Origin of the sequence: Ochrobactrum sp. MYb379, from assembly GCF_037479515.1 — a bacterium.
In the GTDB taxonomy this organism is placed as follows: domain Bacteria; phylum Pseudomonadota; class Alphaproteobacteria; order Rhizobiales; family Rhizobiaceae; genus Brucella.
The window spans coordinates 196916-217346 of sequence record NZ_JBBGYW010000001.1; the positions used below are offsets into that span (position 1 = coordinate 196916).

The window sequence follows — 20431 nt, forward strand, 5'->3', positions numbered from 1 at the left end:
CTTTGTTTTTATTGGAAAGCCGTTTCGTAAAAGCTTCTGAGCTTGCGTGAATGCAGTCGCTCATCTGGCATTGCAGCGATCTTCTCCATCGCACGAATACCAATTTGTAGATGCTGGGCGACTTGCCGTTTGTAGAATTCTGTCGCCATGCCGGGCAGTTTCAGCTCGCCGTGCAATGGCTTATCAGAAACACAGAGCAGAGTGCCGTATGGCACGCGGAAGCGGAAGCCATTGGCCGCAATCGTGGCCGATTCCATGTCAAGCGCTACCGCCCGCGCCTGAGAAAGACGCTGAACAGGGCCGCGCTGATCGCGCAGTTCCCAGTTACGATTATCGATCGTCGCAACTGTGCCTGTTCGCATGATGCGCTTGAGATCGTAGCCTTCGAGGCCGGTGACCTCTTCAACAGCTTCTTCAAGAGCGACCTGAATTTCTGCAAGCGCTGGCAGTGGCACCCATGCAGGAAGATCATCATCAAGGACATGGTCTTCACGCATATAGGCATGAGCCAACACATAATCACCGAGTTGCTGGCTGTTACGTAGGCCAGCGCAATGCCCCAGCATCAGCCATGCATGTGGACGCAGCACGGCAACATGGTCGGTTATGGTTTTGGCATTGGACGGACCCACACCAATATTGATCATCGTGATGCCGGAATGATCCTTGCGCTGCAGATGATAGGCTGGCATTTGCGGCATGCGTTGCAATGCAATTCCGGTGCTCGGCGCCGTTTCACCGGCAAGAGTTATCGCATTGCCCGGCTCGACAAAGCTATCATACCCGCCGCCGCCATCTGCCATCAGCTTGCGCGCATAGGCGCAGAACTCGTCCATATAGAATTGGTAATTTGTGAACAGAACGAAATTTTGAAAATGCTTAGGGCTTGTCGCAGTGTAATGCGAGAGGCGATGCAGCGAATAGTCAACACGCTGAGCTGTAAAAGGTGCGAGCGGCATCGGCTCACCGGGCAAAGGATCAAGATCGGCATTGACGATCTTGTCATTGGTTGTGGCCAGATCTGGTACATCGAACAGGTCGCGCATCGGATGCGTGAAGGCATTGGCAACTGATGCCTCAACGTAAGTGCCTTCCATGAACGCGAAATGGATCGGAATTGGCGTTGCTGATTCCCGCACCGTGACAGTCACACCATGATTGCGCATCAACAGGCGGATTTGTTCATTTAAATAGTGCTCGAAAAGGTCAGGTCGCGTGATGGTTGCCGAATAATCGCCGGGCATGGAGACATGGCCAAACGCCAGACGTGTATCAACATGAGCAAAGCTTGATGTCGACAGGCAGATTTCGGGGTAAAAAGCGCGATATCGCTGAGGTCGGACTTCTCCCTTTGCCAACTGCTCAAAAGCAGTGCGGAGAAACGCGGTATTGCGATCATAAAGCTTGCGAAGCGCGACAACCGCCGCGCCTGCATCGGTAAAAACTTGCGGCTCCATAAACGGAGGCGTTTTAATTTCGTTGAGAAATGGCTGTTCGATTCGCTGTGTCATGGCTCAGTATAACAAAATCAATGACACGCGCATGTCTCTGTTTAAATGAGATTACTTGTGTCGCAGCTTTCGGTCATTCCTTAGATGTGTGCTTTCGCGTGGCTGCTGCCGAGATGCGTTACGGTGACATTTCCAGTCATTGGCTGATCCCGATAAACATGTTGTTTGCGATCAACAAAAAGCCCTGCAACAATCGCAAAGCCAGCGATCATCATGCATACGATGGTTGTGCGTCTTAGCAGCATACTTCCCTCTATGATGGGTCTTTGGTTATAAGATATTATTTTAAGGCGAGTTGCTGAACTGTTCCTGAGAGCCTTATTCATGCAGCGTTCAAAAATATTGATGTTTCATTAACTTGGTCGGTTCGCCCTTGTGTCGCAATTCGCGGCGCTTATGTTAGCTCGCATTGTAATAATCGACAAAGCCAAGAAAGCGGGAGATGCGACCTATGGCCGAGCAGATAAAACCGATTGAACTTTACTATTGGCCGACACCGAATGGCTTCAAAGTCAGCATTATGCTGGAGGAACTCGGCGTTCCTTATGAGGTCAAATATGTGAATATCGGTAAGGGTGATCAGTTTCAGCCAGATTTCCTCAAAATCGCACCGAACAATCGCATGCCCGCTATTGTTGATCCAGAAGGTCCGGGCGGCGAGCCGATCTCGGTCTTTGAATCGGGTGCAATTCTTCAATATCTCGGACGTAAATTCGGCAAATTCTACCCTGCCGATGAACGCAAGCGCGTAGCCGTCGACGAATGGCTGATGTGGCAGATGGGTGGGCTTGGGCCGATGTCAGGTCAAGCTGGACATTTCCGCATTTATGCACCGGAGAAGGTGCAGTATGGCATTGATCGCTATACCAATGAGGTCAATCGCCTTTACGGGGTTCTTGATCGTCAGCTTGAAGGCAAAGACTATATCGCAGGTGAATATTCCATCGCTGATATGGCAAGCATAGGCTGGATTAACGCTTACAAAAACTTTGAGCAGAAGCTTGAAGATTTCCCAAACCTCAAGCGCTGGCATGAAACCATGAACGCACGACCTGCAGTGCAACGTGGTCTTGTGGTTGGAAAAGAAGAGCGCGAACGCGCAATGGCTTCCGCAAACAAGGAAGAAGAGCAGAAGGTGCTCTTTGGCCAAAAAGCCAGGTAATTAAAAAAGGCGGCTGAGAGGCCGCCTTTTTATTAATATTACTGCCTCGTGAGGCTTTCGCTTTTGCAGATCAATCCGCCCATAACGCAGCCGGAGAGCGAAAGCGTGTTGCCTTTGACGCTGGCTTTTCCGGTATAGGTCTTGCCTTCGTCAAGCTTGTTGACCTCGCCTTTATAGCTGCCGTCTTTGCCTGCCATCGAACCGATCGATTTGCCCTTATATTCGCCTGTCTGAACCGTGCCGCAATATTTGCCACCAGCACAGGCTGCATAGCTGATGATTGTGCCGTTCGGTCGCTTCCACGTTCCAACAATGGCTTCGTCAGCAAAAGCTGGTGCAGCGAGGGTTGCTGTCAGAGCAACGGCAGCAGTCAGTCCCATCACAAAATTACGGATCATGCATTCCTCCCAAAATGCGGCAAGGCACATTGCCTTGCAGAAAACTTACGCAAACGTAAACGTAATCGAATTTGGAGTGATGCGAAAGAGGTATAATTGCAGGCGCTATATTCGTTGCTAGCCACGTTCTAAACGAAGCCAATCTGCACCATGGTTATCATCTGGTTTCTAAGTGCTGTGGATGAAAAATCCGCCAATTTGGAAAAATGCTGCAATTCATTGAGCTTGGATGTTTAACAAAATCCGAAGTTTACTCCTTGTTGGGATTTTGTTGTCGCGTTGTTAAGCATCTGGTTTAACGTGCATTTTAACTCTGTTGCGTAATCTCAACATCATGAACGGAACGACAGATCCGACAGTTCCGGGACGGTGAAAGCCAGTCTCAGAAACAAAGAGCGGACGGTTCTCGGGATTTAACAGGGACAATGAAAATGACGCAGTTTCAGAGCATTACACAGCAGAGCAAAGCGGGTTCGCAGGATCGCATTCTTTTAGAAATGGGATTGAAATATGCGGTTGGCCGGGACTGTGAGATTGATGTGGTTGAAGCGCATAAATGGCTCAATATCGCAGCAATTCGCGGTAATCAGAAAGCCGAGCGTATGCGCAATCAGGTTGCTGCAACCATGAGCAAGACAGAACTTGCTGCAGCGCTTCGCAGTGCTCGCGAATGGATGACAGCACACTGAGGCTGTTCAAAACTTAAACAACAGCCGCCCGGTGAGGCGGCTTTTTGTTTAACTTATACCGAGATAGCGCCCCGGTTTATGATTGATCGCGATGATGACATTCATAGCCACGGCACCGGCCAGCGATAACAGCATGTTTTCCCAAGGAATAAAGAACAGGGAACCAAGCATAATAATAACGTCGAGTGCTAGCTGGAACCAGCCGGCGCGAATGCCATAGGCATCTTGCAAATAAAGCGCCAGAATGTTCACACCGCCGACGCCCGATCGGTGGCGGAAAAGGGCGAGAACACCCATCCCCATAAGTGTGCCGCCCATCAGTGCTGCAAACAGCGGGTTGATTGAGCTGAAATCAACGCACATGGGTATGATTTTGGCGAAGAGCGACATCATAGCAACCGCGATGAATGTTCTGACCGTAAATGCCCAGCCCATCCGTTTCGCTGCAAAATAATAGAACGGCAGATTGATCACAAAATAGAGCGCGCCAAAGCCGATGCCGGTGGCATACTGGATAAGCAACGCGATTCCAGCGGTGCTGCCAGTCATCAGTGTAGCCTGGCTATAAAGGGTTATGCCCAACGCGATGAATGAGGTGCCAATGAGCATTGCAATCGCATCTTCATAAAGGCGATGCCGATCCGGCGTGATTAGGCTGGTAGTATCGACAAGTGGGGAGACACTATTTGACACGATCAACTCCAAAGCTGCGAAAAACTGAACGAATTGATGAAACGACCAGAGCGAACCCCAGCACTTATCTGCATATATTTTCGCTGATTTGATTGTTTGAATGCCAATGACCAGCGCCATGTCTTGGGAGACGCTCCCAATATAGCATCTGGCGAATGTTGCTGCACTGCTAGCAATATTGTTATTTTACGTCCCGTTTTTTGATTTTATCGCGCTTATGTCTTCGAATTATTTTGGATTATTTCGTATTCGGTTTTGGCAAGAAACTGTTTCACCTCTGCCGGACTGCGTAAATGGTGCTTCGAAAGATGCGATGGTGCCTTTTCCGTAAAAGCGAGTGCACGAAAGCGGCCATTGGTCCGATAGTTTGCTGCGAAATTGAGAAATTCCCAGTCCAAGCGCTCTTTGCATCCTTCGGCCATGTCTGGACGTGAATTTCCGAAATAGCGAAATGTTCGGGCGACGATTCGCCAGAGGCGTCTCGGTGTCGAAATATCCAAAAAGATGAGCATATCAGCACGTTCTGCGCGATATGCCATTGTTTCACTATGGTTGCCTTCGAAGATCCATTCATCTCGATTTGCAATTTCCGTGGTCAAACGTCCTATTTCTTCGCGTGGGCGCATTGTCCAATTGGGTAGCCAGTAAATCGTATCGATGTGAACGACCGGGAGGCCGCTTATTTTTCCGAGAGAACGGGCCAGAGTGGACTTTCCTGAGCCTGCGCCGCCAAATATCATTACTCTCTTAATCATGGTGACGAATTCCTGGTTTTAACTCTATTGCAATAATATTGAGACAAATAATTATAATTACTGTAGGTTTACTTATGTTCGATGAGCCGTTGTAACGCGCTAAGAATGACGTTTAGAAATTTTGTATTATAGAGAATGGTAATATTAATCGAGTGATTGACAGTCAACTTGCCGAGTATCAATATTGATAGCGAATTTGACGTTCGGAAGGTTTGAAGAAGGGCAAAGAAGACCCGAAGTTTTGTATGGCCGCTTTAAACGATAATCGAGTAATAACTATCGTAAACAATAGTCCGTATTCGACAGGGAGCGACGAGATGTCTATTCGTACCATTGCAGCTTTGGCTGGGACCGCATTCATTCTGGGCGCATCTGCTTTTGCTTTTTCAACACAAGCCAGCGCGCTGACGATGAAAGAGTGTAGCGCGAAGTATCAGTCGGCCAAAGATGCCGGGACACTTGGTGATGTTAAGTGGAACGATTTCCGTAAGACGCAGTGCGGGGATGATGCTGCGGCAGCGCCAGCGGCTCCTGCAAAGAAGGCTGCTGCGCCTGCCAAAAATGCGGCGGCTCCAGCCGCCGATGATGCTGCCAAAGGCCTGACAATGAAGCAGTGCAGCACAAAATATCAGGCTGCTAAAGATGCAGGTACTGACGGTGGCGCAAAATGGAATGATTTCCGCAAGGCTGAATGCGGTCCAGGTGCTGACGCTGTCGCCCTGACAACGGATGGCAATTCAGAGCCAGCCGCTCCTACTGTTGCGGCACCAAAGGGCATGAAGTTTCCGACTGCTGTTTCAGCCAAGTTCTCCAGCGAATCGCCCGGTAAGGCTCGCATGCACACTTGCCTTGAGCAGTATCATGCGGCGAAAGATGCCAATGCGCTTGGCGGCCTTAAATGGGTCCAGAAGGGTGGCGGTTATTACAGCCTTTGCAATGCACGACTGAAGGGAAATTCATAAACCAGATCTGGGACGGCTTATAAGTCGGTTTGAACTTACACCGTTTTAGAGAAAAGGCCTTGCAAACCTGCAAGGCCTTTTTTGTAAGTTTACTTTAAGCAATCAGCTTCGTTTGAACCAACTGCTTACTCCAACAATGAGCCAGCCGAGAATCATCAGGCTGCCGCCTGTTGGTGCTGCCATTGGAAATAGTCTGCTTCCGGCCATGTCGCGCATGAAGAGGTCTCCGCAAAACAGTGCCAGTCCTGCGAGGAGTATGGCGCCGCCAATGCTTGCCACGCGGCTATTGGGGACAATCAATGACAGAACTAAGAGAGCAGGGGCATGGCCAAGCAAAAGGGGGGCTATGGCACTCAAGTGGTTTTCACCGCCGTGTGCGGCTCCTGCATAAGCAGCAATAGCCAGTCCACCACACAGGCCTGCAAGCGTACCGAACACCGGATTACGTGTCTGGGCGTTGAGTTGGTTTGACATAATAATCTCCGCAGTAATTCAGAACGTGCGTTGGAATGGTTTTAAATTTGCTATAGGCTTTTTTGCGCATCGAGGATTGCGTCTGGAAGTGCTGCTTCAAACATATCCAATTGCTCCTTGATGCCGACACTCACCCGAATACAGCGGTCAAGAACTGGCGCGCCGGGCTTGCGGACGAAAATGTCTCGTTCAATCAGGCCGTTCAGGATAGCGGTTGCAAAAGCGCCATCGTGACCGCAATCAATTGTCACGAAATTGGTGGCCGAAGGGATTGGCTTTAATCCGTGTTTCACTGCGATCTTTGCAATGCGATCACGGCCCGCGTGGATTTTAGCTACAACGTCGTTCAGATAATCCTGATCCTTTAGTGCCGCGATAGCGGCCGCTTGTGCAATCCGATTAACTGCAAAATGATCGCGGATTTTGTTGAAAGCGCTGATCGCATTCTCATTACCCACTACGTAACCAACGCGAATGCCCGCAAGCCCGTAAGCCTTTGAGAAAGTGCGCATCCGAAGGACGTTTGGCCGGGCCAGTTCAAATGGCGGAAACGCAGAAGCGGGGCCGGTCTCGCAATAGGCCTCATCGAGAATCAGCATCGTAGTTTCAGGTAGTCGTTCAATGAATGACTGAATATCCGAACCGTCGTGCCATGTACCCATCGGATTGTCGGGGTTTGCGATGTAGAGCAGAGCCGGATTTTCCTGCTTCGCTTTCTCGATGAGTGCATCGAGATCAGGCCTGTCCTGATTGTAAGGCACAGTTAGCAAAGTGCCGCCAAAACCTGAAACGTGATAGTTAAATGTCGGATAGCCGCCGAGTGAATTGATTACTTTGTCGCCTTGCTGGACATATTGACGGACAACGAGGCCCAACAGAGCATCCACACCGGCACCCGGCATAATGTTTTCTGGCTTCACACCATGATGTGCGGCAATCGCGTGGCGCAGAGCATAATTCTCTGGGTCGCCATATTTCCATACTTCAGATGCCTCCTGCTTCATTGCTTCAATGACAGAAGGCGCAGGACCAAAGCTGCTTTCGTTTGCACCAATTCGAGCAGTGAAGGGTTTTCCACGCTGCAATTCGAGAGTCTCTGGGCCAACAAAAGGGACGGTGGAGGGAAGGCTTTCAACAAGTGGTGTGAGACGAGGCGATGTCATTATGCTTCCGGTCAATGTGTCTGATGGGACCGAAGTGGCAAACTCGCTCCGCTTAAGCGGTTAGATGGAACAGGTTTGCACATCTGCGCCCGATGTAAGATAACTCAGGCTTAGCAACTTGTGTCATCTTTCACCATACTGCCAGTCTAGGAAATATCATCGCTCAGTTATTTGATGGCACGTCAGGCTGCAGTGTGTCGTAGATTAATGAATGCATATGGTCGTAAAGGGTTTATTGTTTGTCTGTATCGCTCGTGAAGTACAGATAACCCACCGGCTGCGGTGCTCTGAGGATACTAAAAACTTTATTTAAAAGGCCACCCCGATTTCGCGCACATTCGCGAAATCCGTCTTAACTCAACAGCTTGCATCAGTGCACTTCGAGAACTTTAACGCAGGAATCAAGATCGTGTGTAGCAAGATGAGCGTAGCGCATGGTCATCTGCAAAGTTTGATGACCGAGCCACATCTGCACACGACGAATATCAATTCCGCCACGGACCAAACGCGACGCGCAGGTATGACGCAAAATATGTGGAACAACTTGATCATCTGTGCCGAGGCCAACTTCGATTTTGGCTTCGTTCCAAATCTGACGGAAACGAACCTGATTGAGCATTGAGAAGGGCCCCTTAAGGCGATCATGCTCAATGACTGTTGCCTTTTTTGCACGTTTTGTCAGAGGTACTGTCCGGCTTCGGTTGGATTTGGTGAACCAAAAAGTGGTGCGATGTTCCTGAATGTCATTCCAGGTCAGGCCAATAGCTTCGCCGAGGCGACAGCCGGTATCGACGAGGAAAATTGAAAGACGATAACTATCTTCGCAGCGTGACTTAACCGCAGCAAAGAGACGCTTTTCTTCTTCATATTCTAAGAAGCGAATGCGTCCTGCTCGCTCTTTCTGCCGAACAAATTCCGGCAGGCTGTAGATATCCCCCATTTTGTGCGCCTTCCGCAGCAGCTTACTTAATGCAGCCATCTTACGATTGATGGTTGCATTGCTGTTACCGCGCTCACGAAGCGTACCAATGACAGAGTCGAGCATCGCTTGATCAAACCCAGAAAAGCGCATGCCTTTCAGGATTTCATCGATCTCACCGAGAAAAGACTTCACATTATACTTGTGTGACCCATCATCCCAGAGAATGTTGATATACTTACCAGCCAGCTCTGCCAGAGTGAATTGTTCTACAATTCTATGCTTCTGGCTTCTGATGGATGTATATTCGAGATTATAATCGATAACTGGTGTGTATGTATCACCACTATCGATCTTCGTTCCCCCAACGACGATCATAGCATGCCCCCATATTTTTTATGGGAAACACACATAATTAAATAATTACAGAAACACAAGATAAGTAAGCTAATTTTATGTGGAGACATATTACGACCCTCTAAAAGATCTGTTTGCCCCCATTCTATTCTCGTATTCACTCAGTGGCGCCCACCCAAAATCCCCATCTTGAGTAAGCATATCGATTACGTTCGTGAACAATTAAAATGAACCTGACGCCGTAGGTCCCCTAGCGGCGTCAGGCATATCGTTTTGTTCTGATTAGAACGAACGCTGGAAGCGAACCATACCCTGCCAAGCGTCCTGACCCTTGAGAACCGACTTGTCGTCGTTCCACTTGGTGTAGGAAACTTCTGGAGTAATTGTGAAGCCTGGAACCAGCTGATAAGCTACGTTTGCAGTAGCTGCAAAAGTGCCGGCATCTTCCCAAGCAGCCTGAATGTTGAAGGTAGCTTTTTCGCTTGCTACAAACTTCGCGCCACCCCAAACAGCCCAATCGCCGCCCCAAGTGCCGTAGAAGCTATCGATTGCGCGAACGCCGCGGTATGTCGAGCTGCCGCCATCAAAAACGAGATCGCCGTTTGCGTCATAGTGAGCGTAGTAATCTTTGTTCGACTTGTAAGCGCCCTGTACCCATACGGAGAACTGTTCGGTTACATTTACGTCGAGACGAACCTTGCCCATCCACTCTTCGTTAACCGAGTCGTAAGCTGCTGCGCCAGCGATCGAGCCCCAGCCCTGAGCATACTTCAGGCCACCAACGATATGTGGTGTGTAATCAGTAATAACTCCATCGAAGTCGACGTCGTCATTGTTACCCTGTTCAAGAGCGATGATAGCCGAGAAGCCATTGCCGCCAGTGAAGGTGTAGCTGATTGCGTTGGTGCGGTAGCCACCAGCGGAAATCACGTCATCGTTGATAACGTCGCCGAGGTAACCAGTGAAGGTTAGGAACGCGGATTCATCGAGACCAACGCGCAGGCCGCCGAGCTGAATGTAAGCGAAGTTCAGCGAAGTGCCGGAATCGCCACCATTCTTATAGTTGAAGCGGGTTTCTGTGTACGTCTTCAAAGTACCGAGTTCGGTTTCCGAAGCTGTTGACGTGCGCAGCGTGAAGCGGGTCAGGAAGTCGTAAGTGTCGCGGTCTTTGCCGTTTTTGGCTGCATAAGCCAATGAGCCGTCTGCGTTACGGGTAAGGCCAGCGCCGCGATAATACACGTCGTCGCCGCCCTTAACGTCTGCACGAACGTAGCCGTGGATGCGCAGGCAGGTTTCAGTGCCTGGAATGTAGAAGTAGCCAGCGCCGTATGCATCGCAAACGCGGACGTATTCAACTGCTTCTGGCTCTGGAGCGACGATTGCGTCTGCTGCCTGAGCGCCGGATGCTGCAACGAGAGCTGCAGCGGAGCCGAGGAGAAGGCTCTTGATGTTCATTTCTGACCTCCAGTCAAGAATCGGCTGAAAGTCGAAAAACAGTGTTTATTCAATAGCTTAATTGAATCGCAAATTTTGAAACTGAAAAAGTCAGAAAAATTAAATCAAAGATAAACGAAGTTCGGACGCCCTATTCAGCGTCGAAAACAGCAAAATTCGATTATTTTGGATGATTTGGTAATGGAGGAGAGGATGGGATTCGAACCCACGAGACCCTTCCGGGTCTACTCCCTTAGCAGGGGAGCGCCTTCGACCTCTCGGCCACCTCTCCAATAAGGGCGAGATAGCCGGTACGCTTCATCATTTCAAGTGATTTGAGGGGCTAAGTGCAAATTTATCAGGAAAATATATGCATTATTCTATAGGGGCTTGTGAATAAGTCCGTTTTCTCGGTGTTCCGTTGGGTATTTCTGTTGTGGTCAGCGTGTAAAGCTTGCCCAGAGATTCGCTGCGAATGTGTAAGGTTTGCCCGCTTTGATAAACTGGGCGCCTGATTTGAGACAGAATCCGTTTCAATTGATGCATTCGTCGATCTGGTGCCTTAGAAATTCCAAAAAACACGCGTTTTCAATCGTTAAGACGGGTTAACGGGTGTTCATAAATGCTAATAAAGCATTAATTTTTGTATTAGATACGGGCAATTTCGTGTCATTTCTGCAACAACCGTCTTGTATAGCTCCCAATTAATGCCGGTTCGCGATATTCGTTGTTGAACTCAAAAAGTTGGCGAGTATCTTCACATCCAGAAGAAGGAGCGCTTCGGGGCGACTTTTTCATCAGGGGATGGGGACAGGTTGTCCTTCAGCCAAATCAGAATGCCCAGACCCATTTACAACTTTGACTGGAGGTCAGAAATGAACATCAAGAGCCTTCTCCTCGGCTCCGCTGCAGCTCTCGTTGCAGCTACCGGCGCTCAGGCAGCAGACGCAATCGTCGCTCCAGAGCCAGAAGCAGTTGAATACGTCCGCGTTTGCGATGCATACGGCGCTGGCTACTTCTACATTCCAGGCACCGAAACCTGCCTGCGCATCCACGGCTACGTTCGTGCAGACGTTAAGGGCGGCGACGACGTTTACTACCGTGGTGGTGGTCTTACTCGTACCCCAGACGGCAGCATCGCTTTGGCGCAGTCGGGCGGCAAAGATCGTGACACTTACGACTTCTTGACACGCTTCTCGCTTCGTTTCTCGACAGCTTCGGAAACCGAACTTGGCACGCTGAAGACCTATTCGGAACTTCGCTTCCAGTACCAGAACGGTGAAGATTCGGGTTCGACCGGCACTCTGCGTTACGGCTACATCCAGCTTGGCGGCCTGCGCGTTGGTCTCGATGAATCCGCATTCGTAACCTTCCCTGGTTACCTCGGCGACGTCATCAACGATGACGTGATCCTTGCTGGCGGTTACCGCACAAACGCAATCAGCTACACCTTCAGTGGCGGCAACGGCTTCTCGGCTGTTATTGCTCTTGAACAGGGTGGCAACGGCGACGCTGACTTCGACGTAACTATCGACGACTACACACCACATGTTGTTGGTGGCCTGAAGTATGCTCAGGGTTGGGGTTCGATCGCCGGTGTTGCAGCTTACGACGCACGTAACGAAGAGTGGGCTGGTAAGGTTCGCCTCGACGTAAACGTAACTGACCAGTTCTCCGTATGGGTACAGGGCGGCTACAAGTCGAACGACGACAACTACTACGGCTTCACAGATGCAAACGGCCAGTTCCGTGGCATCCGTGCAATCGACAGCTTCTACGGCACCTGGGGTGGCGATTGGGCTGTTTGGGGCGGCGCGAAGTTCAAGGCAACCGAAAAGGCTACCTTCAACGTTCAGCTCGCTTACGAAAAGGCAGAAACCTTCGCAGCTACTGCAAACGTAGCTTACGAACTGGTTCCAGGCTTCACCATTACTCCAGAAGTTTCCTACACCAAGTGGAACGACGACAAGTCGGTTCTCAAGGGCCAGGACGCTTGGCAGGGTATGGTTCGCTTCCAGCGTTCGTTCTAATCCTAACGGATTGGTTACAGGAAACCCGGCAGCTTCGCTGTCGGGTTTTTTGTTGTCTTGAGTTTTGAAATGTGGCTTACGCCCTTGAATTTTCGGGCAAGGCAGTTCTTTTGATGCTATAAATCACACGTGATTTTGCATCGGAGATATGGATTTATGCTGAAATGGTTCTGGCCAGCTTTGACATGGACTGCGGCGCTGACATCCATGGCGCTCTGGTTTGGTGCGGATAGGGTTGAAGCCGATATCAGCACGCGAACGGCGCAAGTGCTTTCGCCTTATGTCTGGACAGGTTTCGATGTTGATGGTCGTGATGTTGTGCTCAAAGGCATGGCGCCTGATCCAGAATCACAAAGTGCAGCCGTTCATGTCGTGCAGAAGCTTCGGGGTATTGGTGACTTTTCAGATCTAACGACGGTTCTTCAAGCTGCCAGCCCGTATGTTTTCAAGCTCACCCAAAGCGGTGAGGGGATTATACTGTCGGGATATATTCCTGATAACGCCATGCGCGATGCCATTATGAATGCGGCAGAATCAATCGGTTCAGGCACGCTTGTGGATGATCAAATGGCGCTTGCCCGCGGTGCGCAACCCGAATTTGAACAGCGCGTAATTTTCGCGATTGATCTAGCGAAAAAGATGACCGATGCAGAAATTGAAATATCCGAAGCCGCACTTTCGGTTAAAGGGAAAGTCCGAGATGAGAGCGCTCTGAATGCTCTAAATACCGAATTGAATGCGACATTGCCCTACGGATTGACCTTGGCCAGCTCCAATATTGCGAAGTTCTGATCGTGTTGTGCCATTAAACCCTTTCATCCCCTGTTTCTTCGCATTGTCTGATTGACAGCGGAGGCTTCGGTGCCTTTCCTGTATATAAGGAAAGTGCTTCGGATCGATTGTCAGGCGAGTTTTAAATGCTTTATCTTGCAGAGATGTTTTGGCCCGTACTTTTGTTATCGGGCGTGATTGGATTGGCAGTTGGGTGGCTGACGGCTTCTAAGTGAGTGGTCGTTGGGTGAATTGCGCAGCGTTTTATTGATTGCCGTGGTTGAAGCCGCGTGCAGATGCGTAGAGTAAGAGGAAACCTTAATGCCGATGTTGATTGTTCAATTGGCGATACTTATTGCCGTTGCTTTTGTAATTGGCTGCATTTTGGGTCGCCTGCTTAAAGGCAGAAAATCTGCTGAAAAAATTCAGGAAGATATCGTCATTGCGGCAGCGCTCTCGACACCAGCATTGGATGAGAAGCCAGAGCCGGTTGCGGCAGTCAAGGAAGCGGTGGCTGAAGAGCCTGAGGTGAAACAGGCCGAGGTAGCTGTTTCACCAGTTGAAGAAGAGATGATAGACGAGCGTCCTACCGCTCTGGAGCAGGTTGAGGAAGCATCAGTCGAAGAGGTTGTTGTCGTCCCAGTTGAAACCGACAAGCCCGAATTGTTGGATTCACCGTTGCGCGGTAAGCCCGATGCTCTGACGGTAATTAGCGGCATTGGCAACGCAATCGAAGCTCAACTCCACCAGCTTGGTATTTTTCATTACGCGCAGATAGCACAATGGAGTCTCGATCAGGCGGGCTGGGTTGAGCGCAACATTGGCTTTGCAGGTCGCGTGACGCGTGAAGATTGGATAGGGCAGGCGGGTAAACTGGTTGAGGCCGTATCTACCAGTGCTACCAAGCGCACGGCGAAGCCCAAGAAACCTGCGACAAAAACAAAGTCTCCTGCGAGTCCAAAGAAGAAACAGGCTTAAAACATTCTGCTGAAAACAGCATAGATGTTTTAAGCTCTGTCTTTATCGTCTCCCAGAAATCAAATCCGTTTTGATATCGGCGCTGCCTGTAAGGCGTGCTTTATAAACTTCATAGTTTTCCATAACACGCTGAACATAATTGCGCGTCTCAGAGTACGGGATTCGCTCGATCCAGTCGACAACCTCTTCGATCGTTTTCCCACGTGGATCGCCATATTGTTCAACCCATTCACTCGCCCTGCGTGGACCGGCATTATAGCCTGCGAAGGTCAATACATAAGAGCCGTTGAAGCGATCAAGCTGTTCGCCAAGGAAATGTGCTCCGAGCGTTGCATTGTAAGCTGCGTCACTCGTAAGTCTTTGATCTGAATAGGCCATGCCATTGCGTGTAGCGACGCTTTTTGCTGTTGCTGGCATCAATTGAAGCAAGCCCCGTGCGCCAGCTTTTGAAACAGCACCGATATTAAACTCGCTTTCCTGACGCGCAATTGCATAGGCAAGCGCTTTGCCTGAGCCACTAATATTCGCATTGGCAGGAATAGCACCAACAGGATGCGACAGCGCTCCGACATCTAGTCCACGGAATGCGGCATTTTTTCCGATGCGCAATGCGAGATAATGGTTTTCGTTTTTCTCTGCCATCACCGCAAGAAGTGCCAACTCTCCAACGCTGTTCAACTCTTGTGAGAGTTGCGTGTAAAGTGCTGTCGCACGATTGCCATAGCCAATCTGCTCCAGACGCCTGATGGCGTGCACTGCAGGGCGGCCCGAAAAGCGTATGCGCTCGGCATCTGAAGGCTTTGGATAAGCCAGTTCTGGTGCTTTTTCGTTTAAGCGGGCTGCAGAAAGCTGTCCGTAGAAAGTTGTGCCGAAATGTGCTGAACGACGGTAATATCCCGTTGCGTCGCCACCTGCACCAGCTTCGGCCGCACGACCAAGCCAATAATAGGCACGAGATGCAGAAATGGGCCGCGAGGAAATCTCGGCAATTTTTGCGAAATGCGGAGCTGCAAGTTTCGGCTGCTTGAGCGAGCGCAGCGCATACCAACCGGCATGAAATTCCGCTTCCGCAGCCATTGTCGGTGATTCTGCGGCATGCGCTGCCACAAGCCTGTAAGCGAGCTGAGGCTTATTTATATCCAGAAGTTCGCGCGAGAGAATGCGGCGCTCAACCCACCAGGCATCAGGATCAACCAAAGACGAAGCATCTTTAGGGGCCTTAAGCATGAGAGCAGTGGCGTCATCAAAACGGTCGGCACGGCGCAGATAGCGTATCTGCAAGAATGTATAGACAGGGTTCGAGTGCCATGACTTATCGACATCAGCGATAGCCTTGGCAGTATTCGGAGATTTTTGTGAGAGGGCAGTAAAAGCGTTGTAAAGCGACTGCGCTTGAGCTGGACCCGACAGAAGTTTTGCCGACTGTAAACGATCATTATATAATGAGCGCAAAAGACGACGCTGGTGATCGTCGCGCGTCAGAATGCTAGAAAACTCTTTAAGAACTCTTGCTTCATCTTCAGCAGAGAGGCGCTCTTTCGCCCACCATGGCGCCAGCAGCTGATGTGCTTTTGTTTTGTTGCCATTGGTCATGTGAGCGCGAGCAAGTGCAATCATGCCTTCAGTAGTCTGTGGCTGCGTATTGCCGAAAGTCGCGATAACCGTTGACGCAGGCGCGTCTTCTTTGAAAAGTGCACGTTCTGAATTGCGACGCAAAGCACTCATTCCGGGCCAGCCAGGAAGTTCGGCTGCTGCTGCTGAAATTTCGGAACTTGGCACACCACTTACACCTGAAGTTGCTATCGACCACGTCAAAATTTGGCGGTCGAGCGAACCTTTTGTCATGCCGTTACGATAGGCAATCGCGCCAACGACATCGCGAGAGTAGAGCGCATCAAGACCCGTTTTCAGGGTTCCACTGATTGCTGCAGGGTTCTCAACGCGACTGAACGACGAAGTAATAACCGGGTCCGGCGTGGCAGGTCGTGCTCTTGGTGTGACCAGATTAATAGGGGATTCATGTGAAGCCGAAGGGGCAAATGGGCGCGCAAGCGGAGTTGGAATATCGGTCGGCAAAGATGATTGCGCATAGGCTGCGCCCAGATGTCCCGCAAAAAGCGAGGTAGCAATAATCAATCCGCTCGAGCTGAGCATTCTTTGCTTTAATGACATATCCAAATTTTTCTTACACAGGATCTAACGAGAATAATATGCGTTATTGCGAGTAAATTATTTTTCAAATCGGGCTTTTATAAGCCTGATCAGTGGATGCGTTTGTCTGTCAAAGACTATGATCCTGATGCGTGAAGCATTGGTTAATAAAGAGTTATATTTTCACTTGAATGACAGATTGTCTGTCATGCTGTGCTTCGATGCGTCGGGGTTAGCCATCCAAGCGAAGTCCGCCAAGTTTTTTCTTAAAACTGTCATTTGAAAGCAGATTTGCGCCGCCCCCCCGCTTGCCGGATTTCAACTCCGAGACTATGGTGCATCGCCTTACGGCCATTCTGATATGTTTTTATGTCAGGATTACAACGTGAGGATCGTCTCTATTTCTCAGGAGTTCACTGATGCTGAAAGGCTCGATTACTGCACTTGTCACGCCATTCGATAGTGAAGGAGCGTTCGACGAGAAAGCCTTTCGTGACTTCGTGAACTGGCAGATTGAAGAAGGCACCAAAGGCCTGGTTCCTGTCGGCACCACCGGCGAAACGCCAACTCTTTCCCATGATGAGCATAAGCGCGTTATTGAGGTTTGCATTGAGGTTGCAGCTGGCCGTGTGCCGGTTATTGCAGGGGCAGGCTCGAATAATACCGTTGAAGCAATTGAGCTTGCCCAGCATGCTGAAAAGGCCGGTGCTGATGCCGTTCTGGTCGTGACACCTTATTATAATAAGCCAAACCAGCGTGGCCTATACGAGCATTTCTCTCAGGTAGCGCGCTCGATATCCATCCCGCTCATCATTTATAATATTCCGGGTCGCTCGATTGTCGATATGTCTCCAGAAACTATGGGTGCGCTTGTGCGAGATCACAAGAACATTATTGGCGTGAAGGATGCGACAGGCAAAATCGAACGCGTTTCTGAACAGCGTCTGACATGTGGCAAGGACTTCATCCAGTTGTCCGGAGAAGACGCGACAGCGCTTGGTTTCAACGCGCATGGCGGCGTTGGCTGTATCTCCGTGACCTCCAATATTGCGCCACGTCTTTGCGCGGAGTTTCAGGATGCTTGCCAGGCTGGCGATTATGCAAAGGCGCTGGAATTGCAAGATCGCCTGATGCCGCTGCACAAGGCACTGTTCATTGAACCGAATCCGTCTGGTCCAAAATATGCCTTGTCACGCGTTGGTCGCGTTCAAAACGTTCTGCGTTCTCCGATGGTTACAATCGAAGCAGCTACGGCTCAAAAGATTGACGAAGCTATGAAACACGCTGGTCTCGTGAATTGAGGCTGATAATTTTGCCCGGTTGATTGATTTTTACGCTCTCGCATGTGCGAGAGCGTTTTCATTTCCGGCAATGCGCATTATATGGTGCCATTATGAACAAGCCGAAAAACTCTCCTGCACGCAAGATGGTCGCTGAAAACCGCAAAGCGCGCTACAATTTTGAGATTACCGATACGCTTGAGGCCGGTCTGGTTTTGACAGGCACTGAAGTTAAATCGCTGCGTGCCAATCAGGCCAATATTGCTGAAAGCTATGCTAGCTTTGAGAATGGCGAGTTCTGGCTGATTAATTCATACATTCCGGAATATACGCAGGGAAATCGGTTTAATCACGAGCCGCGACGCTTGCGAAAGCTTCTGATCAGTCGGCGTGAAATGTCGCGGATTTTCCAGTCCGTGTCCCGCGAAGGCATGACCGTTGTTCCATTGAAATTGTATTTCAATGATCGGGGTCGGGCAAAACTCGAAATCGGTGTTGCGCGCGGTAAGAAAAATCATGACAAGCGCGAAACTGAAAAACAGCGCGATTGGAATCGCGAGAAGTCACGTTTGTTACGGGATCGCGGCTGATAAGCTGATTTGAAAAAAGCGCCTTCAGGCGCTTTTTTTATTCAGATATGCACGGACATTTCTGAAAACATCTCTGAACATGGGGTCGGTCAGTTTCCCGGTATTCGTGTTGTACCGCGAGCAATGGTAACTCGAAAATATACGCAGGTCACCAATGTCAGTCTCTTTGTTGTGTCCGAAAGGATGACGCGAAACTGGCGCCCCCATAGCGCGCACAGTTGACTGGTGTGCGATGGTGCCGAGAGTTACAACTGCGTGTAAATTCTTGAAATGTGTGAGCAGAGGGCTGAAAAACTGACGGCAATTGTTGATTTCACTGCCGACTGGTTTGTTTTCGGGTGGAACGCATCGCACGGCATTCACAATGCCTGCATCGACGAGCCTTAGACTATCATCGGGTCTGGCTTCAAATTTGCCGGTAGCAAAGCCAAACTCGCATAATGTACTATAAAGAAGCTCGCCTGCATAATCACCCGTAAAAGGACGCCCTGTACGGTTTGCACCCCGTAAACCGGGAGCCAAGCCTACAATCAGAAGCTGTACATCGTCATCGTGCGGGGGGAGAAACGGTGAAACCGGCGCATTGTGCCATTCAGGCTCTTTGCGCCGCCACTCTTCAAGAAAGGCATGAAGCCTTGGACAGATTGTACAGTTTGGAGAGGGTTCAAAAATCATAGCCCTGCATGAACTGTACAATCATTGTCGTCAATAGTCGTCGTCTTGATCGTCATCCTGACGACGTGCCTGCTGCGGACGCTCGGATGGGTCGCGACCAATTTCTGCCTTTAGCGATACGAGATCGATAAAATGATCAGCCTGGCGGCGTAGTTCGTCAGAGATCATCGCAGGCTGAGTGGTCAGCGTTGAGACTACTGAAACTTTACGACCCTTACGCTGCAGCGCTTCAGCCAGCGACCGGAAATCACCATCGCCCGAGAAAATAACAAAATGATCGACGGTATCGGTCAACTGCATGGCATCGACGGTGAGCTCGATGTCCATGTTGCCCTTCACCTTGCGGCGCCCCGTAGAGTCCGTAAATTCTTTTGCTGCTTTGGTAACGACCTTATAGCCGTTGTAATCAAGCCAGTCGATGAGCGGACGAATCGACGAATATTCCTGATCCTCAACCAGAGCGGTATAATAATAAGCACGAAGCAGATAACCGCGTTTCTGGAATGCTTTCAAAAGTTTGCGGTAATCAATATCGAAACCGAGTGTCTTTGAAGCAGCGTATAAATTTGCACCGTCAATAAATAGCGCAATTTTTTCACGAGAATCGAACATCGTGCAATATATCCACTCTGCGGTCGATTGGGGGAGTGGGCCTGCGACCGCGTATTCAGATTTGTTTCTTAAACGGCGAATGAATTCATTTTTACAAATGACCTTTATTGCGTTCTACGGGGATATTGTAGAAAAACAAGCAACCAATGGTTGTTATTTGCTATAACTCAATTACCTATGCGAGATATTTTCTTAAAGCAATTCGAAAACGTCGAAAATCTATTGTTCCGATTTGAGCCATGCTGTGTATTTGTCAGACAGATTGATGAATTTTCAACGAAAAACCTAGGTTTTAAATCTAAAAGAACGCCATATGCGCTTTTGCTTGAAATTTCATCGCACAAGCGTTATGTCGAAGGAAAATTCGTTATAGTTTTAAGAGATGAAAGGGACCGCCTATGGCCCGCGTCACCGTTGAGGACTGCGTAGATAAGGTCGAGAACCGTTTTGAACTGGTTCTTCTGGCCGGTCACCGTGCACGACAGATCTCCCAGGGTGCTCAGATCACGATCGATCGTGATAATGACAAGAATCCTGTCGTTGCTCTGCGTGAAATCGCTGACGAAACACTTTCGCCAGATGATCTTAAAGAGGACCTGATCCACTCGCTTCAGAAGCATGTTGAAGTTGATGAGCCAGAAGCTGCTGCACCTGCTCTGATCGCTGACGCTTCAGAGGCTCTGGCTGAAGGCATTGCTGAAGCTGGTGAAGACGATGTTGTCACTTTCGACCGTATGTCGGAAGAAGAGCTTCTTGCTGGTATCGAAGGTCTTGTTGCACCTGAGAAGAACGACGACTTCTAATCGTCTGTCTGTTACCCAATGTTT

Annotated in this window: 21 protein-coding genes and 1 tRNA gene; 9 read left to right on the plus strand and 13 right to left on the minus strand. The window is 49.7% G+C overall.

Annotated elements, in window-relative coordinates; all coding sequences use genetic code 11:
* Positions 1-8 precede the first annotated feature (8 nt).
* Together WH356_RS00990 and WH356_RS00995 are read right to left on the minus strand one after the other, a co-directional pair.
* Positions 9-1511, minus strand: coding sequence for an AMP nucleosidase (locus WH356_RS00990; protein WP_339508166.1), 1503 nt, complete (start codon positions 1509-1511; stop codon positions 9-11).
* An 80-nt stretch (positions 1512-1591) separates the two neighbouring features.
* Complete coding sequence (locus tag WH356_RS00995) at positions 1592-1756, minus strand: hypothetical protein (protein WP_339508168.1); 165 nt, start codon at positions 1754-1756, stop codon at positions 1592-1594.
* A 206-nt stretch (positions 1757-1962) separates the two neighbouring features.
* Here WH356_RS00995 and WH356_RS01000 point away from each other — a divergent pair, with 206 nt between their 5' ends.
* Positions 1963-2673 carry a glutathione binding-like protein gene (locus WH356_RS01000; protein WP_339508170.1) on the plus strand — a complete coding sequence of 237 codons (711 nt, stop codon included), beginning with the start codon at positions 1963-1965 and terminating at the stop codon, positions 2671-2673.
* A gap of 38 nt (positions 2674-2711) precedes the next feature.
* On the opposite strand, the gene WH356_RS01005 is transcribed toward WH356_RS01000, so the two are convergent.
* Positions 2712-3053 carry a DUF2147 domain-containing protein gene (locus tag WH356_RS01005; protein WP_445253614.1) on the minus strand — a complete coding sequence of 114 codons (342 nt, stop codon included), beginning with the start codon at positions 3051-3053 and terminating at the stop codon, positions 2712-2714.
* 449 nt (positions 3054-3502) lie between these two features.
* Between WH356_RS01005 and WH356_RS01010 the strand changes: the two genes are divergently transcribed.
* Positions 3503-3760, plus strand: coding sequence for a sel1 repeat family protein (locus WH356_RS01010; RefSeq protein WP_339508174.1), 258 nt, complete (start codon positions 3503-3505; stop codon positions 3758-3760).
* Between the two features lie 48 nt (positions 3761-3808).
* On the opposite strand, the gene WH356_RS01015 is transcribed toward WH356_RS01010, so the two are convergent.
* The gene (locus WH356_RS01015; protein WP_339508904.1) at positions 3809-4369 is read right to left on the minus strand and encodes a YitT family protein; all 561 of its coding nucleotides are present in this window, start codon (positions 4367-4369) and stop codon (positions 3809-3811) included.
* 299 nt (positions 4370-4668) lie between these two features.
* Positions 4669-5193, minus strand: coding sequence for a DNA topology modulation protein FlaR (locus WH356_RS01020; protein WP_339508176.1), 525 nt, complete (start codon positions 5191-5193; stop codon positions 4669-4671).
* A gap of 332 nt (positions 5194-5525) precedes the next feature.
* Between WH356_RS01020 and WH356_RS01025 the strand changes: the two genes are divergently transcribed.
* Positions 5526-6170, plus strand: coding sequence for an antifreeze protein (locus WH356_RS01025; protein WP_339508178.1), 645 nt, complete (start codon positions 5526-5528; stop codon positions 6168-6170).
* A gap of 102 nt (positions 6171-6272) precedes the next feature.
* Here the strand turns inward: WH356_RS01025 and WH356_RS01030 are convergent, their stop codons facing one another.
* The 5 genes from WH356_RS01030 to WH356_RS01050 form a co-directional block, all read right to left on the minus strand.
* Positions 6273-6644, minus strand: coding sequence for a DUF423 domain-containing protein (locus tag WH356_RS01030; protein WP_339508180.1), 372 nt, complete (start codon positions 6642-6644; stop codon positions 6273-6275).
* Between the two features lie 50 nt (positions 6645-6694).
* Positions 6695-7807 (minus strand): pyridoxal phosphate-dependent aminotransferase, encoded by a 1113-nt coding sequence (locus WH356_RS01035; RefSeq protein WP_339508182.1) that lies wholly within the window; start codon positions 7805-7807, stop codon positions 6695-6697.
* A gap of 370 nt (positions 7808-8177) precedes the next feature.
* Positions 8178-9104, minus strand: coding sequence for a tyrosine-type recombinase/integrase (locus WH356_RS01040; RefSeq protein ID WP_339508183.1), 927 nt, complete (start codon positions 9102-9104; stop codon positions 8178-8180).
* 261 nt (positions 9105-9365) lie between these two features.
* A complete protein-coding gene (locus tag WH356_RS01045) occupies positions 9366-10538 on the minus strand; it encodes a porin (protein ID WP_339508185.1) in 1173 nt (390 codons plus the stop codon).
* A gap of 181 nt (positions 10539-10719) precedes the next feature.
* Positions 10720-10809: transfer RNA gene (locus WH356_RS01050), tRNA-Ser, on the minus strand.
* 583 nt (positions 10810-11392) lie between these two features.
* Between WH356_RS01050 and WH356_RS01055 the strand changes: the two genes are divergently transcribed.
* From WH356_RS01055 to WH356_RS01065, 3 genes are all read left to right on the plus strand, one after another.
* Complete coding sequence (locus WH356_RS01055) at positions 11393-12547, plus strand: porin (protein ID WP_339508187.1); 1155 nt, start codon at positions 11393-11395, stop codon at positions 12545-12547.
* A gap of 156 nt (positions 12548-12703) precedes the next feature.
* On the plus strand, positions 12704-13339 hold the full coding sequence (locus tag WH356_RS01060) for a BON domain-containing protein (protein ID WP_339508189.1): 636 nt from the start codon (positions 12704-12706) through the stop codon (positions 13337-13339).
* Positions 13340-13639: 300 nt separating this feature from the next.
* The gene (locus tag WH356_RS01065) at positions 13640-14296 is read left to right on the plus strand and encodes an endonuclease (protein WP_339508190.1); all 657 of its coding nucleotides are present in this window, start codon (positions 13640-13642) and stop codon (positions 14294-14296) included.
* Positions 14297-14338: 42 nt separating this feature from the next.
* Here the strand turns inward: WH356_RS01065 and WH356_RS01070 are convergent, their stop codons facing one another.
* Complete coding sequence (locus WH356_RS01070; RefSeq protein ID WP_339508192.1) at positions 14339-16450, minus strand: lytic transglycosylase domain-containing protein; 2112 nt, start codon at positions 16448-16450, stop codon at positions 14339-14341.
* A gap of 416 nt (positions 16451-16866) precedes the next feature.
* On the opposite strand from WH356_RS01070, the gene dapA reads away from it, so the two are divergent.
* Both dapA and smpB read left to right on the plus strand, forming a co-directional pair.
* A complete protein-coding gene (dapA, locus tag WH356_RS01075) occupies positions 16867-17748 on the plus strand; it encodes a 4-hydroxy-tetrahydrodipicolinate synthase (RefSeq protein ID WP_339508194.1) in 882 nt (293 codons plus the stop codon).
* 92 nt (positions 17749-17840) lie between these two features.
* On the plus strand, positions 17841-18317 hold the full coding sequence (smpB, locus tag WH356_RS01080) for an SsrA-binding protein SmpB (protein WP_310010628.1): 477 nt from the start codon (positions 17841-17843) through the stop codon (positions 18315-18317).
* Positions 18318-18341: 24 nt separating this feature from the next.
* Here the strand turns inward: smpB and WH356_RS01085 are convergent, their stop codons facing one another.
* Both WH356_RS01085 and WH356_RS01090 read right to left on the minus strand, forming a co-directional pair.
* Entirely contained in the window at positions 18342-18992 is a 651-nt protein-coding gene (locus tag WH356_RS01085; RefSeq protein WP_339508195.1) for a uracil-DNA glycosylase, read from the minus strand.
* A gap of 30 nt (positions 18993-19022) precedes the next feature.
* Entirely contained in the window at positions 19023-19604 is a 582-nt protein-coding gene (locus WH356_RS01090) for a LabA-like NYN domain-containing protein (protein ID WP_339508196.1), read from the minus strand.
* Positions 19605-20002: 398 nt separating this feature from the next.
* Here WH356_RS01090 and rpoZ point away from each other — a divergent pair, with 398 nt between their 5' ends.
* A complete protein-coding gene (rpoZ, locus tag WH356_RS01095) occupies positions 20003-20407 on the plus strand; it encodes a DNA-directed RNA polymerase subunit omega (RefSeq protein WP_339508197.1) in 405 nt (134 codons plus the stop codon).
* Positions 20408-20431: the final 24 nt, after the last annotated feature.